Source organism: Maribellus comscasis (assembly GCF_009762775.1).
Lineage (GTDB): Bacteria > Bacteroidota > Bacteroidia > Bacteroidales > Prolixibacteraceae > Draconibacterium > Draconibacterium comscasis.
Map to the genome: position 1 here is coordinate 102,538 of NZ_CP046401.1, position 18,087 is coordinate 120,624.

Sequence of the window (18,087 nt, forward strand, 5' to 3'; positions counted from 1 at the left end):
TTTTATACAGTAATTAAAAACCAGGTTATTAAATCAAAGTTTTCAAGCTGAAATTTTTCATCAACTTTTATATTTTGTTTTACTCGTGTAATCGCATTACGGTCACCTTTTCGTAATTTTGATAATATATCGGTTGCTTCCTTTCCCATTACCTTTTTAACCGTACCATCTTCCTGTTTTTGATAATCAGCTTTTTGATTGTCGAGGTATGATTTAATTGCATCAACTAATTTTTTTATTTCGGGTTCTACACCGTTATCAATTGCATCAGGAACAAAACGGTCATTGTCCTTGTGATGTGTTACCACATCCAGCACCTCTTTTTGGTTAAGTAGCACCAATTCACCGTTATAATTAATATAAATCAAGTCGAATACTTTGTACTCGTGAACACGTGCTTTTTCGGGTTTAGCAGGATAACCCATGAGTGCAATAATACCGTTTTCAGAACACAAGCTATCATCAGCTTTAAAGCCCGAATAAACACCTTTTGGCATACGCTGATACTTTGTCTTATCCAGGTTGAATTCTTCTCTTAAATCCTGTCTGTAACGCTCTAATGACAAATCATCGAACCCTAAACTTTCATCGCTGACCTCAATATCATCCCATGTTGTTTCCATTTGTTTCATCATGCGGGATTTCAGACGAATTTCGAGGTTTTCATCTTCAGCCATTTCTTTAAAAGTATCTGAAAATTCGAGGTTAACTTCAGAACCAGCCAGTTTCATTGCGGCCATTCTTTGTTCAATTCGTCCTTGTAAATTCAAGTAATTATTAATATTATCAGAAGGCCAAAAGTTTATACCAAATATTTTTTTGTTAGGTGAACCCAGACGGTCAATACGTCCCATTCGCTGTATGATACGTACAGGATTCCAATGTATATCGTAATTAATTACCATATCTGCATCTTGAAGATTTTGCCCTTCACTTAATGCATCGGTAGCAATTAAAATATCTATTGGTTTTTTTAATTTATCATAGGTTTTTGGTTGGTTGTCAGCTATCCATTCTACCCATTCATTATAATTTTTGGCATCATCAGGATTAACATCAAATTCCCATTCTGTTTCCCTGTATAGCTTTGTAAATGGTGCAAAACGTTCTAATATAAATTCAAATTTTTTAGATTCTTCATCTGAATCGGAAGTAAATGAACCAGAACCTGAAACCATCGCTAATCTATCATATCCCCTTGCTTTTAATTGGTCAAAAATGTACTTTGCAGTATCACGGTACACCGTAAAAATTACAAATTTTTGGTTTTTGTTGTTTTTACCGCTTCTACGTTTATTTTCAATTTGTTTTATAAGTTCTTCAAGCTTGTTATCTTCTGATTTTTTGTTGTTTGGTTTTATTATTTCTTTATCAATCTTAGTTTCAAATTTTTGCATGTTGGCATATAGTGTATCCAATGCATCCAAGTCTTTTTTCAGGTCGTTTTTATAATTTTGAATGTTATCTGCTTCATCAATTTCTTTTATACTGATTTTTCTTTTTTTACCAAGAGTAAATTCATCAAATACATCCTGCATTTCTTCATCATCAATTAAAACATCATCTGTTTCAATGTCAACATTATCTTTATTCCGTAGATAATCGTTTATTTTATCAATTGTATTTTGGTGGTGGTCTTTTATTTTTCCAACAGTTGAATAAAATGAGAACCAGGATGATTCCAATCGTTTGACCATTAATATATACATCATTTTTACTAAAAAACGGTCACGTTGTCTTTCATCATGTAACACATCCTTTTCACTTTCATCTATATCAACATAAAATGAGGGTTGGTATCCTGATAACATGGGTGGAAAATGGTCAAACAATTCTTCAAATGTGTCGAAGTTCCCTAACTGTTGCGGTGTTACAAATAAATTAACGGGTTTTGCTTTTTCTGGAAATACAAGTTCGGTTTGGTGACCGTTTATCATATCACGTGTTCGTGCAACCGTTAATGAATCGGTTAGAGTGAAGAAATTAGCAGGTAATTTTTTAATAAAATCAGTTATTTTAGGGTTAGTATCCTCTTTCCATTCATTAAATGCCTGTTGTGCAGAACGGAAGGTATAATCTATGTTACGTACCCCTAAACTATCATCATAACCCTGCACATCGCCTTGTATTAGAAGTTTAAACTGATTTCTAATATCGTTTAATGAATTGTTGATTGGTGTAGCTGAAAGTAAAAGTACCTTAATATCATCATTTGGTTTTAATATTTGTTCCAAAAGAAAATTATAACCTTTCGTTTTATCATTTCTTAAATTATGTGATTCATCAATTACAATAAGTTTTGGTTTATCGTTGGTGAAAAATTTATCGGCACGGTCATCGTATTTTTCAACCCTGTCTTCATTCATATCGGTATGAAACCGAACAAAATAATCTAATTGGTCTTTTTCAAATTTGGAATCCTGGTGTTTACGGTATTTTTTCCAGTTATTTTCTAATTTTTTAGGGCAAATCAACAAAATCTCCCGTCCCTGTAACTGAAAGAATTTCATAACGGCTAATGCCGACCACGTTTTACCTAAACCTACCGCATCAGCTAAAATTGCACCGTTATATTTCTGCAACATTTTTATCAGACTTAAAACACCTTTTCGTTGAAACTCGTAAAGTGTTTTGTACACCACACTATTTTCTAAACGGCCAACCTGACGGTTAAATTCAGGGTCATTTTCATCTTCTATTAATTGTGTACCAAATAGCTCAAAAAGAATTTTATAATAAATGTCACGAGGTGAGTATTTTATAAAGATTTTTTCAATTTCACTAATCAGGTATTCTTTAAAATTAATTTTAGTTTTTTCACCGTTTTTACTAACGAGGGTTTTGTTGGTATGTGCCTGTGGTTTACCCCATAAATCATTAAACCATTTCACCAATTCTTTGTATTGGTTGTTATTCCCTGTTTCAGCAATGTTTAATTCTATATTATTTGTGGTTTTCAATCCAATACCTGCTTCTGTTAGGTTAGAACTACCAGTAATGAAATAATTGTTTCTATCATCTTTTTCTTTTGGTTTGAATAGATATGATTTTGCATGACAGAAGTTGGGTTCGAGGGTTTTAGCTTTTACTTTATCTTGTTTTAAAAATGCAACAGCTTCTTTTGATATACTATTTAGTTGCAGGGCCGCTTCAATGGTTATATTTTCATTTAGTAGGTCTAATGGCCTGTCTTCTTCAGCATCGGAATTAACAATGTCACCCAGAACCATTCTGAAATCAGATATTTTATCGTTAACCTGTTTGGACACATAAGCTAACGCACCAATGGTGAAATACCCTGTAACAATATCTAATTTACCTTCTTCTGTGTATTTGGTTATCCACTCATGGACTTTTAGTTCCTGGTTTTCGTTGTCGAGTATCATTGGTTTTGTTTAATATTCAAAAATCGTGAAGTTACAAATTTTCCAAGCTATTTAATTTTAAATTAACCAACTATTCTTTTAGGCTCAATTTGTAATTTTCATCATTGCTATTTTTAGAAATATGATTTAATACCTCTACTATCTCATATCTGTTTTCATCAATAATGTATGTATTCAAATCTTCGTTGTAAACGCTTCGTTTTTGAAGTTTCACCATTAAAATATCACCTCGTTTAAATGCTTCAGAGCTTAATTTTTTAATAAAGTTTTCATCTTTTAATGATGCTTTTATTGGATATCCTCTCCATATAAATCCCCATTTAGCTGAACCTTCAAAGTGTACGGTTTTTACAATTAATGATACTTGTTCAATTTCTGTTTTTTCCGTTTCTATGATTTCCTGAATTAGTTCAGATTGTGGTTTAATATATTTTGGGAAGTCAGATTTAGGAATACTAATAATCTTATGGTTGTTTTGTGAAATATCAAGACTTTGAATATTATTATCTTTTGAAACTATCTCAAATGACTGGTTTATCGTTTGTTTTACATCGTTCTGCTGGTAAATATTATAAACTTGTGTTGTTATTTCCGTTTTTTGTTTAGAGTCTATACCTTCAATAATCTTTTGTACGTCTTCAACGGTTAATGCATTGCTTCCTGATAACACCCATGCGAGTATTAATCCCGACATTGTGCCACCTAATATTCCGCTGACGGTATTAAGTAACTGGTTTTCATATTTTGGACTAATTTTTATTCGAAAACTACCGTTCTCTGGCGGTGAAACTTCTACCGTTAAATCTTCAGTTGAGTAACCAAGATTATTGTTTATCCGATAAAGTAGAAATCTATACTTTTCTAAAAATTCGGTTAATGTTTCTACCCTTATATGATTTTCACCGCCAAATTGTATTAAAAATTCATTCTGCATCTGGTAATTGGAAACGCCAGTCAAATTGACCACCCCAGGCCAATTTAAATTGACCATCGACCATTTTCAACAAAAAGAGAACGTTTTTCTTCTGTCAGATTACAACAAATTTACTGTTTTTTATTCACTATAAATGTTTCGTTTTTTTCTCATCGATTCACCCATCAGCTCAATCCTGTGCGATTGATGGATCAACCGGTCAAGTATGGCATCGGCAATCGTTTTCTCCCCGATTATTTCATACCACTTACTAACGGGCAGCTGTGATGTTACAAGCATAGATCCTTTATTGTGCCTATCTTCAATTAACTCTAACAGAGCTATCCGGTTTTGGCTATCTAAGGGTTGCAGGCCAAAGTCATCGAGTATTATTAACTGATGCCTGGCCATTTTTGCAAGTTCTTTGAGATAAGATCCATCGGCTTTTGCCATTTTTAGTTTAGAAAACAGCTTGGTTGTATTAAAGTACAAAACCCTGTATCCCTCGATACAGGCCTGATACCCTAAGGCTGTTGCAATGTAGCTTTTGCCGGCACCGGTGCTGCCCGATATTAATACATTCTCGTTTTTATTAATAAAATCGCATTCAGCCAGTCTTAACAGTTTTGTCCGATCGATATTTCTTGTATGTTCGTACACCACGTTTTCAATGGTTGCTTTATAGTGGAACCTTGCATTTTTTATCAATCGCTCTATCTTGCGGTTGTTGCGATCGTCCCACTCGGCATCTGTTATCATCGATACAAACTGGTCGATGGTGTAATCATCGGTTTTACCTGTTTCGACAGCTGTTTTAAAAGCCCCATGCATACCATGGAGCTTCATCTGTTTCATTCGTGTTAATGTTACTTCGTTCATTGTTTTTTACTTTATCAGTTGTAATATTTTCCTCCCCTTATGTTGTTATGAAAAGGAAGTTCCGGTTCGTCCGGTTTTTCATCATCAAGTTTATCCAACCCTTTTTCCAGTATCTTTTGTATGATTTTGTAGTTGTAAACCTGATGTTCCAATGCACGTTTACACGCATTGGCAAGCCTTTCTTCCCCAACCTTTTTGGCAAAAGCCAATACGCCCATACAGCTTTTATAGGATTGTTCAGGGTGTTGTTTTCTTTCCAGCACATTGATTATAAATTCCTTTACACTCTCGTCAATTGAAGCTGCCCAGTTGATAAAACGCTGCGGTGTCCAGTCGGTAACAAACTGGTGTGTTGTTGCCAGGTGGTCTTTGTTTGTGGTGTAGAAGTATTTACGTCCATCTCTTTTGTGCAAAGCTATGCGGTTGTATTTATGGTATATTTCAACGGTTTTTGATGTAAACACCAGCTTTACCTTCTTCTTTAAATACTGACACGGAACGCTGTAATAATGTTTGTCTTTGCTTAACAGCACGTGCCCGTTCATGGCTACGGTGGCTATTGCTATTTCTTTAATCTCGTATTTTTCTACAGGTAATGCGGTAAGCTTGCCTTTTTCGTCTTCAACGAATAATTGATACCGGGACGTTGGCCTGCCGGTTAACTTTTTGTTGTTATGCTTGTCCAGTTCATCCCAAATTGCACTGTTAAGCTCTTCTAAACTGTAAAAATCTTTGCCGCGCAAGGCCGGATATATTCTTTGGTATAATATCTTGACTGCTCCTTCTGCCAGTGACTTGTCCCGGGGACGGTAAGCCCGAGCCGGAAGAACTGTTGTACCGTAATGTTCGGCAAAGTCCATAAACGTTTCGTTAATGGTAGGTTCAAACCGGCTGCTTTTGGTTACGGCAGACTTTAGGTTATCAGGGACAATAGCTGCAGGAACTCCCCCGTAAAAGTGCAGTGCATTTTCAACCGAAGCAACAAAGTCTTCTTTTTGTTGGCTCGGTGAGGCTTCTGCATAGGTGTATTGACTGGCCCCCAGTATGGCAACAAAAAACTGTACCTCTTCAATCTCGCCTGTTTCTTTATTGATAATTTCCAGGGTTTTGCCAGCGTAGTCAATAAACATCTTATCGCCTGCTTTATGCTCCATATGCATTACCGGGTTAACCTTTTTATTCCAACGCAGGTAGTGGGCTTTAAACTGGCTTAGTTTTAGTCCATCGGGATGTTTTTCATAATATTCTTCCCACATCAGCTGTTTGGTAACGCCGGTCTTTTTTAATTCACGCTCCATGTAGGGAAAGAAGTTATAAACCTTTTTTAGCTTTGGGGAAAGAACATCTTCGGTATCCCTGCTAAAGATCTTTTCCAGCTCGGAATCACTCTTCTTATCAATATCATCAATTGTAAGGTTTAACACCTTGTATAGAGCGATATACTTCTTGACCGTATTGCGTGAAAGGCCCAGGTACCTACTGATAAATTGCTTTGCTTTTCCCTGGTGGTGTAACTGAATGACTTTTCTTACTTTACTCATGTCGATTAATTTATTAGCCATGTTTTCATATTAATTTGTTTAAATCAGTATGAAATTATGGCTTCGACAGAAGTAAAATCAATCTCTTTTGGTGGGTGGTCACTTTAGTCCGGCGCTGGTGGTCAATTTGCTCCGGCACGCGGTGGTCAGTTTAAACTGGCGAGGGTGGTCATTTTATTCCGGCCTGGGGTGGTCAGTTTGACCGTTTTTTCCAGCAGATTCCGCATGTTCTATTATTACCAGGTTTTTCTGTTGAAATTGAAAATTGGAGGTTGCATATTGTGTTAATTGTAACTTTTGCTCTTCAAGTTCCTGTGTATCTGCCGATTTTCTGATTAGTAGAATAGCTTTTACTGTCATATTTATAATGAAGAATAGAAAATGTTCATTACAAATATATGTATTAAAATACAATGAATATGATGGGAATTACATTTAAATACATGTATTAAAATACAAAGTATATGTTATATCATCCGCTCCCTCATAAGTGTGAACATAAGAAGGGTCGTTTTCCGGGATCATTTTATTGATAAACCGCTCAAAATCGCCCCTGACTGTAGAATCTGCGTTTTCATTTATGGTTATTCCTGCCGATGTATGTTTTACCAGAATATGTAAAAGCCCTTTCTCTGGAAGTTTTGGTAAGTTATTTTCAATAACAGAAGTTATAAGATGGTACCCCCTTTTGTAACCGGAAAGTATTATTTCATTTTGCTGAATCATTTTTTCAGAAATTTTAGTTCAAAACTAAAAGTAGGCTTTCAGGAGCAAAAGAAAAAACGCTTGTAGCAAAGAATAAGTCATCAACACAATTTGTTAATGAAAATTTAGTCAAACATAAAATTTTGTAATTTTCAGCATTAACTTTTTACTCATTAAATAAAAATGGATCAGTCTTATCTTTTTGTTGGACTTGCAGTAGTTGCCTTTCTCCTGCTTTTTCTGATAATTATATTGATCAAGCAAAACCGGGCCGATGTATCGGAACCGGTGTTCCAAAACCGAAGAAAAAACCGCGCCGGAAGGAAAAATATGGCTTCAGGAATTGCAGTCGGACTAGGAATTGGTGTGGCGATTGGTGTGGCGATGGACAACATTGCTATCGGAATTGCCATCGGAGTTGCCGTTGGCTCATCGCTGGGGTTGTCATTTGAAACGGCTGCCAGAAAAAAGGAAGCCAAAAGCCGGTTTGGCAGAAATCAATCAGTCACCCATTCAGAAAGTTCAGGTAATAAAATCTTACTTATTTTAATGGCACTCATCCTGGGAATTCTTTTTCTCGGACTAATGCTTTTTTTCAAATCAAAATAAAGATGACAAGATTTTTCTTATTCATTTCTGCCGCTATGCTGTTTGGCTGCACTGAATCTTTTCAAAAACTCTCGGGCCCTTATCTGGGGCAGGAACTTCCGAAAAACAAGCCCGAACTTTTTGCCCCGGGAATCATCAATACAGGCATTTCAGCACGTGATATTACATTTACTCCCGACGGAAAAGAAATTTATTTTGGACTCAATATCGGAAATTCAGCTTACTCAACCATTTTTTTCTGTAAGGAAACAGAGGAGGGGTGGAGCAATCCGGAAGTTGTTCCTTTTGCCAGCGATCCCAGGTTTATTTTTATCGAACCTTTTATTTCTCCCGACGGGCAAAAACTGTTTTTTGTATCCAATAAAGGAAATGAATTTGACGAAACCAACCGTTTTTTACTGACATATGGGTGGCTGAACGCGCAAATGATTTCTGGGCCGAACCATACAAACTTGATTCGACAATAAATACCGGTGAGTCAGAATTCTTCCCCTCTGTTTCTGAAAATGGTAATCTTTATTTCACGCGCGAAGACCCCAAAACCCAGCGTGGATTTATTTATAAATCAGAATTCAAAAACGGGAAATACCAAAACCCTGAAAAACTACCTGAACATATCAATGAAGGAGTAGCCCGTTTCAACGCTACCATCGCAAAAGACGAAAGTTTTATTATTATCCCCGTTTTTGGAATGGCTGATTCTTATGGTTCAACCGATTATTACATTAGCTTTTACGAAGCAGAAAAAGGCTGGAGTGAGCCGTTAAATATGGGTGAAAAAGCAAACACTTCAAGCAGGCTCGAATACTCCGCAAGTTTTTCGCCCGATGGCAACTATTTCTTTTTTATGTCAGCCCGTGTGGATTCTTCAATAAAAGAAAAACTTACATAGAATATATTTCAAAAGTTCCATAATTCACCAGAGAATGGAAATTCAAATATTTACTGGATGAAAGCAGACTTTATCCATGATTTAAAAGAAAAAGCTACATTTACAAAAAACGAATAAAATGAAAATTCTTGGAAACCTTATCTGGCTGATTTTTGGCGGTTTCGCCATTTTTATTGAATACATTATTGCCGGTCTTTTGCTGTGTATAACGATTATTGGTATTCCTTTTGGTTTACAATCGTTTAAACTTGGAATTCTGGCCTTATGGCCTTTCGGACAAAAGATTGAGTACATGGATTACGCCCCCGGTTGCCTTTCAACCATTATGAATGTTCTTTGGCTTTTTATTGGTGGAATCTGGATTACACTCACCCACTTCTTTTTTGGCATATTGCTCGGAATAACAATTATCGGAATTCCATGGGCCAAACAACATTTTAAAATGGCATCACTCGCATTAACACCATTTGGAAGAAAAGTCATTTGAAAGATTCTTTCCATAAATTTAATTATTGAGCTAATTTGAGCAATTTAACATGTTGTGTGTTATATTGTAAATTTAATAACTGCAACAATATTCCTTATGAAAAAAATTGCGCTTCCTCTCTTTGTTATTTTTACCCTTGTCTCATCCAGTGCGTTTTCCCAATCAGAGTCTCCGTTAAGCAGTAACCTTAAAATTACGGATGTTTTTGATATGGAATTTATCAGCGATCCACAAATATCGCCTGACGGTAACAAAATTGTCTATGTCCGTAATTTTATGGATATCATGACGGATCAATACCACTCAAACCTCTGGATTATCAATAGCGACGGAAGCAATAACAGACCGCTGACACAGGGGAACCAATCGGATTACGCTCCCAAATGGTCGCACGACGGAAGTAAAATCGCTTTTCTTTCCAACCAACAGGACAAAAAAGTAAAGCTTTATGTGATGTATTTGGATACCAGGGAAACTGTTGCATTAACGAATACAAAATACACACCCGGAGAAATTAACTGGTCGCCCGACGACTGGCAACTGGCTTTTACAAAATTTGTACCTGCAAAAAAAGATAACTTATTAAATATTCCGTCTAAGCCAGAGGGAGCAAAATGGAACGAACCGCCGGTTTATATCGATGATATAAATTACAGAGCCGATGGAAGAGGTTATTTAAAAAGCGGGAAAAAACAAATTTTCACCATTACCATGGATGGGGGAACTGCACGTCAGTGGACTTTTTCAGAACACAACCATTCGAGTCCGGTTTGGTCGGCAGATTCGAAACAAATTTATTTCTCGGCCAATCTGCATAAAAACCATGAGCTGGAACCTTTGAATACAGAAATATATCAGCTTCATCTCGAAACCGGAGAAATAGTTGCACTGACCAGTCGATTTGGGCCGGATGATGCGCCTTCAGTTTCACCGGATGGCAAACAGATTGCTTATCTTGGTTTTGATGATTCATTTCAGGGTTACCAGGTAACCAATCTCTATGTAATGAAAGCTGACGGTTCCGGTTCGAAATTGTTGGTTCCCAAGCTGGATCGCGACATCAACAATATCCACTGGAAAAATGATGGCAAAGGAATTTATTTTCAATATGCCGACAAAGGAGACGACAAAATTGGTTTTGTTGATTTGGCAAATAGTAAAACAGAAACACTTGTGAACGGAATGGGAGGGCTTTCTCTTGGTCGTCCGTACAACGCAGGTTCATACAGTGTATCGAAAAATAACAGCTTTGCATTTACCATTGGCTCAACAGAACATCCGGCTGATTTGGGAATGTGGAAAGATGGAAAGAAAAGTCGTCTTACAAAATTAAATGACGATCTTTTCTCGTTTCGCAAAGTTGGAAACGTAGAAGAAATATGGTGGAATTCTTCTTTCGACAACAAAAAAATACAGGGATGGATTGTAACACCCCCCGATTTTGACCCCTCAAAAAAGTATCCGTTGATTCTGGAAATACACGGTGGTCCCTTTGCAATGTATGGAACATCATTCGCTGCTGAAATACAGTTATTTGCTGCTGCCGGTTATGTGGTACTTTATTCCAATCCGAGGGGAAGCACCGGCTACGGACAAGAATTTGGAAATGCCATTCACCATGATTACCCCAATCACGATTATGATGATTTAATGTCGGGAGTGGATGCTGTTATCGAAAAAGGGTTTGTTGATAAAAACAATCTTTTTGTTACCGGCGGAAGTGGTGGTGGAATCTTAACTGCCTGGATTGTTGGAAAAACGGATCGGTTTAAAGCTGCCGTTTCAGCAAAACCAGTAATCAATTGGGTTAGTGAATCGCTGTATTCCGATATTCCTATTTGGGCAACCGACTACATGTTTGGAGGAAAACCATGGGATGTCCCGGACGAATATTTCAGAAGGTCTCCGCTTTCGCTTGTGCCAAATGTAAAAACTCCCACCATGTTATTAACCGGTGAAAACGACCTCCGAACGCCAATCGGGGAAGCTGAACAATTTTATACTGCCCTTAAACTGGAAGAAGTTGAAACAGCTTTGGTGCGTATTCCGGGAGCTTATCACGGAATAACAAGTAAACCGAGTGGTTTGGTTTATAAAGTTGCCTCTATTCTCAGCTGGTTTGATCATTATAAAAACAAAAAGTAAAAACATTACGGAAGTAGTATTATCTGCTTCTTCTCAAAAAAATTGCTTCAAATCCACTGCCGGAAACCGGGCTGCCCAGGATATGCGCAAGTCTTTAGAAAAATATAAGACTATCCTATTATTCTCTAGCTTTAGTTGCAAATTTCAATTTATGAACAGTTTTGTGCAAATACCTAAATGACAGAACTCCTACAACGATATTAGCAATAAAACCGGCCCAGAAAACACCCGATATTCCTATAATTTTCGCGCCTACCCAAGCAAAAGGAGCATACAACCCAACCATTCTTACTACAGAAAAAATGGCCGACGGATAGGGTTTATTTATCCCGTTAAAACTACTCGCACTCAACATAAGTAAACCCTGAAATCCGTAACTGGAACCAACGATGTAGAAGTATTTTCTCGCAATATCAATCACCATCGGGTCATCAGTAAATACTGACGCAATTGGTTTTCCTAAAACAATAAACAATACGAATACCAACATTCCCCAAAGCATTGAAAACTTCATAGAATAATTAAGAGAATGAAAAATTCGTGCAAATTGATTTTTACTGATATTTTGCCCGATAAAAATAATAAGAACTGAGCCCAACGAAACAATTACCATCAAAGCAAACATTTCAACACGTGATGCTACACCAAATGCAGCCACTGCTTCTTTCCCAAATCCGGCAATTATTTTGGTAATAAAACCAATTGAAACAGGCGTAATCAGCATTCCGATAGCAGCCGGCCCTGCGATATACAAAACATTTTTCCAGGTCTCCAATATCTCTTTTACTCTTCCAAACCTGACGGTAAGGAGGTTTTCTCTGCGAATAAGAACAAACAAAATAAAAACCAACCCAACGCTTCTTCCAATAACAGTTGCCAGCGCCGCCCCTTTTATTCCCATAGCCGGAATGGGACCAAATCCAAAAATAAGCATTGGATCAAGAATAATATTTACAACAGCCGACGAAACCATTAACATTCCCGGCAGAAAAGTATCTCCGGTTGCCCTTACAATGTTATTTCCGATCATCGGAATAACAACAAAAGGAACACCAAAATACCACACGCCCATATAGTCTATTACATAATCGAGAATGGCATCACCTGCTCCTAGCGAACTAAAAACCGGCCGCATGGTATTTAACCCGATAGTAACAAAAACAGCCACAACAATTACCCCCAGCAAAACAGCCCGGCTTGCCATCTTTCTCACATTTTCACGGCTTTCGCTAATAATATTGCGGGAGACCAAAGAACTTGTACCAATTCCAATTCCTTGTGATAAACTGTTTACAAACATCACGATAGGGAAACTAAAACTCATCGCAGCCAGCTGATTCACGCCGAGTCTCCCTACAAAATAAGTATCAACCAAATTAAATATCACCATCCCCATCATCCCAAATAACATGGGCCAGGTAAGTGTGTAAAGTTGCTTTTTTATATTGCCTTCAGTAAGATTTTTACTTCTTCTTCTCATTGTTATTAAACTCCCCAAATGCTTTATTTGCGTTAGTAATCATTTTTCCTAAAAAGGAATAGATGAATTCAATCTCCTCTTTTGTAAATCCATCAAGCAAAATTTTGCTCCATTCAGAAAAACGTTCATAAAGTTTAGGTTGCAGCGCTTTGGTCTTTTCGGTAATAAATATTCTTCGTCCTCTGAAATCATTCTTATCAGGCTTTCGGATAACATAACCATTCTTCTCAAGAATATTTAATTGTGAGGTTACTGAAGATTTGTCAAGATTTAAATAATGCCCCAATTCATTCTGGTTTAGCCCGTTATTTCTGCTAATAAAATGCAGGGTCAGTACCTGCGCATGCCCGATAGAATAATCTTTAAAACTATGTTTCAGGTATCTGTGCGCGGCCCTTGACAAAAATCCGATATGCTTGCCGACCGACCTCCTGTTATTTTCTTCTTCAGAACCAAACATGTGACAAAATTACCAAATTAGTTTGAATTCAAACTAATTTCATTTTATCCAAACATAAGTTTTAACAAAATGTTTATCCGCATAGTAAAGTTTCGAAACAAAACGCCATTCTAAACATAAGGGCAACTGCTTTGTTTTAAAACTATTGCACCGTCTGACAAAGAAGTAAAACACATAAGAAGTGAAAACAAAATTTATATTATTTATCATTTTATTCATTCTCATGTCTGCTTTCGAAACGAATTGTTCAGAACCGGCTTTATCCTTTCTGAATTCTTTAACCGGTGAACAGAAAGATAAACTGCTGCACGCTTTCAATGATGATTCAAAAAGTGAATGGCACTATTTTCCCGCGACGATGTTTCCGCGGGCTGGAATTTCACTTGGAGAATTAAATCGGGACCAGAAACAATTATTTTTTGAATTCCTTCACTCTTCTCTCAGCGAAACCGGTTATTCCAAAACAAAACAAATCATTAGCCTTGAGGATGTGCTTGCTGAAATTTCAGGGAACTCGCATACCCGCGATCCGGAAAAATATTATATCGCATTTTACGGAAATCCGGAAAAGGACAGTTTGTGGTCCTGGTGTATTCAGGGACATCATCTTTCGTTAAATTTTGCGGTTATAAACGGAAAAACAGAAATTGCACCTCGGTTTATGGGGGCTAACCCTGCTACTGTAAAAAGTGGAAAACGAAAAGGAACACGGACACTTTTTTTGGAAGAAGATTTGGGATTACAATTAATAAACTCCATTCAGGAAAAACAAAAAGCAATATTTAGTGAGCATCCTCCTTATGACATTGTTACTCGTAATGACGCAGAAGTGGATCCTCTAAACCCGGTTGGAATAAAACTAAAAGAACTAAAAAGAACCAACCAGGAATTGCTTTTGAATTTAATAAACGAATACCTGGCAATCCTTCCGGAAGAACTGGCAGAGAAACGAATGCAAAAGATACAAAGTGAAGAGCTGGGGGAAATCAGGTTTGGCTGGGCCGGAGGCACACAAGCCGGTAAACCTCATTATTACCGCGTTCAAGGAAAAACATTTTTAATTGAGTTTGACAATACACAAAATAACGCCAACCATATTCATTCGGTGTGGCGGGATTTTGACGGAGATTTTGGCCGTAATCTAATCAGGGAACATTACCAGCATTCTCATCATCATTAAAACAAAACTGACAGCAATGAAAAAATCTACGCTTTTTAGTCTTTTCACCCTTACATGTGTAGTTTTAGGTACCGCTCAAAATGCCCCAAAAACCGATAACGAACATGTGACCACAATTAACGCCTTAATTGAAAAATACACCTATTCAAGAGAAACCAAAGATACAAGTTTATTACAAAGTATTCTGACCACAGACGTAGATCAGCTGGTTTCATCGGGTGAATGGAGAATTGGCGTTGACATGGCAACAAAAGGGATGATGCAAAGTTCGGGCAGCAATCCCAGAGAAAGAACGATTACAATTGACAAAATACGATTTTTAAACTCAGAGAGCGCCATCGTTGATACCCGTTATGAAATCAGGAATACTGACGGCACAAAACGAAAAATGTGGAGTACGTTTATTGTTGTTTTTGAGAATAACACCTGGAAAATTTCTGCGATAAGAAATATGCTTCCGGCAAAATGAGCAACAACTTCATTTTTATTATGATAATTTCAATTGATAAGTAAACATCTTTTTATATTTAAAGTTTATATCGGTATAAAATTCAACTTATGAAAAGCAACAAGTTCCGGGTCAACAGAATTCTTTCTTTGTTTATTTTTATGTGCAGCGTAATTGTGTTATCAGCGCAATCGTACGATACAAGCTACGAAAACAAAATAAAGGAATATACCACAGATGAGCGCTTTCTCCCTCCAATGCTGGCAAAGATGCCTTTACAAAAAGGGATTCCGTCACCGCTTGATCATTTTGGTTCTATCATCGGTGCGCCGGGCGTCATGCATCATTCCGAAGAAATCTACGGATATTTCAGAAAACTTTCGGAAATGTCATCCAAAGTAAAAATAGAACAGATAGGTATCAGTGAGGAAGGAAGACCGATAAATCTGATTACAATTTCAAGTGAAAAAAACATAAAAAACCTGAAGCGTTATAAAGATATAATGGCCAGGCTTGCAGATCCAAGAAATACAGATAGCAAAACAGCTGAAAAACTTATAAAAGAAGGGAAAACCATTTATTTCTTAAATGGCGCCATGCATTCGGGAGAAATGGGTTCTCCTGAAGCGCTGATGGAACTGAGCTATCGTCTTATAGCAGATAAATCGGAAGACTACAGCAATATTCTTGAAAATTGTATTGTTCTTATAAATCCTGTTTCAGAACCCGATGGCCGCGACAAACAGGTGGACTGGTACTACCGTTATACCAAAGACAGAAAGGAATACGATGATGGTTTTAGAAGAGTTGCACCCTACTGGGGTAAATATGTTTACCACGATAATAATCGGGACGGATTACAGATTTCGCAGGAAATAACAAAAGCTATTTTTAAAATCTATTTTGATTGGCATCCGAATGTAATGCTCGATTTACACGAATCGGTTCCTTTACTTTACATTTCAACCGGAACCGGGCCATACAACGAGAATATTGATCCGATCACTGTAGGTGAATGGCAAACCATTGCCAATCATGAATTAACAACTTTTTCAGCCCAGGGATTACCGGGTGTTTTTGAATGGGCTTTTTACGACGGATGGTGGCCGGGCTACGGAATATGGGTGGCCAATAACCATAATTCTGTCGGACGTTTTTTTGAAACTTTCGGAAATGCAGGCGCGAACACCTATTTACGCGATATTTCGAAAGCTAAATTTGCGGGCGATCTGGTCACTTCGCGCGAGTGGTATCGACCGGATCCATCAACAGGAAAATTGTATTGGTCGGCCCGAAACAATATCAACTACACCGAAACCGGTGTTCTGGCTTCGCTACAATACGCTGCAAACAATAAAAACATGCTGCTCCGGAATTTCTATCAAAAAAGTGTAAACGGAACCAACTTCTCGAAAATCAATGAAACAAAGATGTTTGTGATTTCTGAGGAACAGCGCGATCCGGTTATGGCTGCCTATTTGGTCAATCAGCTCCGCAGACAGGGTATTGAAGTTCACAAAGTAAACAATTTGAAAAGAGAATATGTAATTCTGCTTGATCAGCCATACAGTCGTTTTGCCTATGATTTGCTTACCGAACAAAAATACCGTGCCGATGCAAAATTTCCGCCTTATGATGCAATTGCCTGGACTTTAGGTTATATGTACGGTGTGGATGTTCAAAAATATGATTCATTGAAATACTCAACTGATGAACTTTCGCTTGTGAACGAAAATATCGTTTATTCAGGAAAAGTTACGGGTGATGGTTCTGATTTTATTATAAATTATAAAGCCCAGGCTCCGGTGCTTTCCGGTCTTTATGCCGCCGCAAATCAATACAATAATTTTGAATCCGAAATTCTGGATTCTGTGACTATTGCCGGAACAGATACTTTACAGACCGGTTCTTTAATTTTGAAAGGACTCACCTCGAAACAGGCAAATGACTGGGCTGAAAAGTATGGCATCGATCTTCTGGCAAAAAATATAACCGGCGAAAATTCGAGAAGTATTCAGCTTCCCAAGATTGCCGTTTTCCACAGCTGGACAAATACGCAGGCTGAAGGTTGGGTCCGCTTTACCATGGAACAAAAAGGGATTCCTTTCACTTCAATAGACAAAGATGACTTAAAAAATGGGAAGTTGAAAAGTCGTTTCGATGTTATTATTATTCCACATCAGGGAGGTGATTTATCTTATTTTGTAAATGGGTTGGACGACCGGTTTGGTCCAATGCCCTACACAAAAACAGCAGAATTCCCTTCACACGGATACCCTGATTCGACGGAAGATATGACAGGCGGCCCCGGACTTGACGGGCTAAATAACCTAAAAACATTTGTAAGAGATGGTGGAGTTTTGGTACCGCTGGCAAATTCTGCAGCCATTATCGCCGACGCAGGAATAGGAAAGGAAGTGAGCAGCTTTTCACCCGGTGGCTTGTTTCATCCCGGATCGCTTGTAAGCGCAAAAGCCCGAAATGCAAAAAGCCCTATTTTATATGGTTACCCGGATACTTTCCACCTTTTTAAAGGGAATGGGAAACTTTTAGCTACCGAAAAATATGATCGTAATTTAATGGTGCTACAATATGGAACAAAACCATTAAAAGATGAAGTGGAATATACAGGTAAAATATTGGGGCAAAAGAAGATGGAGGAAAAAGAATTGAATAAAACGGAAACTGAAAAAAGTGATACAACTGAGGTAAAAAAAGAGAAAGAGCCAAAATATGTTTTATCGGGAATGGTAAAAAATGAAGACGCTATTGTCGGCCAGGGCGCTATTTTTAATGTCCCACTCGGAAAAGGAAATGTTGTGTTTTTTACTTTTAATCCGCTAAACCGATATTTAAATCATCACGATTCATCACTACTTTGGAACGTGTTAATCAACTGGGATCATTTGTAAGATGAATTACCTCTGCCGGAATGACACGCATAAGACGAAAGGGATTTGTA

General features: G+C 37.5%; 16 protein-coding genes. 8 read left to right on the forward strand and 8 right to left on the reverse strand.

Going from position 1 to position 18,087, the window contains the following annotated elements; translation table 11 throughout:
• Window positions 1–2: 2 nt before the first annotated feature.
• From GM418_RS00445 to GM418_RS00470, 6 genes are all read right to left on the reverse strand, one after another.
• Window positions 3–3,386 (reverse strand): helicase-related protein, encoded by a 3,384-nt coding sequence (locus tag GM418_RS00445; RefSeq protein ID WP_158862089.1) that lies wholly within the window; start codon window positions 3,384–3,386, stop codon window positions 3–5.
• Between the two features lie 70 nt (window positions 3,387–3,456).
• The gene (locus tag GM418_RS00450; RefSeq protein ID WP_158862091.1) at window positions 3,457–4,377 is read right to left on the reverse strand and encodes an LAPAL motif-containing putative phage structural protein; all 921 of its coding nucleotides are present in this window, start codon (window positions 4,375–4,377) and stop codon (window positions 3,457–3,459) included.
• Between the two features lie 63 nt (window positions 4,378–4,440).
• A complete protein-coding gene (istB, locus tag GM418_RS00455; protein WP_158862095.1) occupies window positions 4,441–5,178 on the reverse strand; it encodes an IS21-like element helper ATPase IstB in 738 nt (245 codons plus the stop codon).
• A gap of 14 nt (window positions 5,179–5,192) precedes the next feature.
• Window positions 5,193–6,740: an IS21 family transposase gene (gene istA, locus GM418_RS00460; RefSeq protein WP_158862096.1), complete on the reverse strand. Its 1,548-nt coding sequence runs from the start codon at window positions 6,738–6,740 to the stop codon at window positions 5,193–5,195.
• A 153-nt stretch (window positions 6,741–6,893) separates the two neighbouring features.
• Window positions 6,894–7,079 (reverse strand): hypothetical protein, encoded by a 186-nt coding sequence (locus GM418_RS00465; RefSeq protein WP_158862098.1) that lies wholly within the window; start codon window positions 7,077–7,079, stop codon window positions 6,894–6,896.
• Between the two features lie 75 nt (window positions 7,080–7,154).
• Window positions 7,155–7,445, reverse strand: a complete 291-nt coding sequence (locus GM418_RS00470; protein WP_158862100.1) for a YjbQ family protein — start codon at window positions 7,443–7,445, stop codon at window positions 7,155–7,157.
• A gap of 162 nt (window positions 7,446–7,607) precedes the next feature.
• Here GM418_RS00470 and GM418_RS00475 point away from each other — a divergent pair, with 162 nt between their 5' ends.
• The 5 genes from GM418_RS00475 to GM418_RS00495 all read left to right on the forward strand — a co-directional run bounded on the left by GM418_RS00475 (window position 7,608) and on the right by GM418_RS00495 (window position 11,557).
• Window positions 7,608–8,033 carry a glycine zipper domain-containing protein gene (locus tag GM418_RS00475; RefSeq protein ID WP_158862102.1) on the forward strand — a complete coding sequence of 142 codons (426 nt, stop codon included), beginning with the start codon at window positions 7,608–7,610 and terminating at the stop codon, window positions 8,031–8,033.
• A gap of 2 nt (window positions 8,034–8,035) precedes the next feature.
• Window positions 8,036–8,500: a TolB-like translocation protein gene (locus GM418_RS00480; RefSeq protein ID WP_158862105.1), complete on the forward strand. Its 465-nt coding sequence runs from the start codon at window positions 8,036–8,038 to the stop codon at window positions 8,498–8,500.
• Window positions 8,443–8,925, forward strand: coding sequence for a PD40 domain-containing protein (locus tag GM418_RS00485; protein WP_158862107.1), 483 nt, complete (start codon window positions 8,443–8,445; stop codon window positions 8,923–8,925). Before GM418_RS00480 ends, GM418_RS00485 begins: the two co-directional genes overlap by 58 nt.
• Window positions 8,926–9,043: 118 nt before the next feature.
• Window positions 9,044–9,412, forward strand: coding sequence for a YccF domain-containing protein (locus GM418_RS00490; protein WP_158862109.1), 369 nt, complete (start codon window positions 9,044–9,046; stop codon window positions 9,410–9,412).
• Window positions 9,413–9,508: 96 nt separating this feature from the next.
• Complete coding sequence (locus tag GM418_RS00495; protein ID WP_158862111.1) at window positions 9,509–11,557, forward strand: S9 family peptidase; 2,049 nt, start codon at window positions 9,509–9,511, stop codon at window positions 11,555–11,557.
• A 118-nt stretch (window positions 11,558–11,675) separates the two neighbouring features.
• Here GM418_RS00495 and GM418_RS00500 read toward each other — a convergent pair whose 3' ends face one another.
• Together GM418_RS00500 and GM418_RS00505 are read right to left on the reverse strand one after the other, a co-directional pair.
• On the reverse strand, window positions 11,676–13,037 hold the full coding sequence (locus GM418_RS00500) for an MATE family efflux transporter (RefSeq protein ID WP_158862113.1): 1,362 nt from the start codon (window positions 13,035–13,037) through the stop codon (window positions 11,676–11,678).
• A complete protein-coding gene (locus tag GM418_RS00505; RefSeq protein WP_158862115.1) occupies window positions 13,021–13,497 on the reverse strand; it encodes a MarR family winged helix-turn-helix transcriptional regulator in 477 nt (158 codons plus the stop codon). The genes GM418_RS00500 and GM418_RS00505 overlap by 17 nt, the downstream gene beginning before the upstream one ends.
• 181 nt (window positions 13,498–13,678) lie before the next feature.
• Here GM418_RS00505 and GM418_RS00510 point away from each other — a divergent pair, with 181 nt between their 5' ends.
• From GM418_RS00510 to GM418_RS00520, 3 genes are all read left to right on the forward strand, one after another.
• Entirely contained in the window at window positions 13,679–14,677 is a 999-nt protein-coding gene (locus tag GM418_RS00510) for a DUF3500 domain-containing protein (protein WP_158862117.1), read from the forward strand.
• Between the two features lie 16 nt (window positions 14,678–14,693).
• Window positions 14,694–15,146: a DUF4440 domain-containing protein gene (locus GM418_RS00515; RefSeq protein WP_158862119.1), complete on the forward strand. Its 453-nt coding sequence runs from the start codon at window positions 14,694–14,696 to the stop codon at window positions 15,144–15,146.
• A gap of 89 nt (window positions 15,147–15,235) precedes the next feature.
• Window positions 15,236–18,037: a M14 family zinc carboxypeptidase gene (locus GM418_RS00520; RefSeq protein WP_158862121.1), complete on the forward strand. Its 2,802-nt coding sequence runs from the start codon at window positions 15,236–15,238 to the stop codon at window positions 18,035–18,037.
• Window positions 18,038–18,087 lie beyond the last annotated feature (50 nt).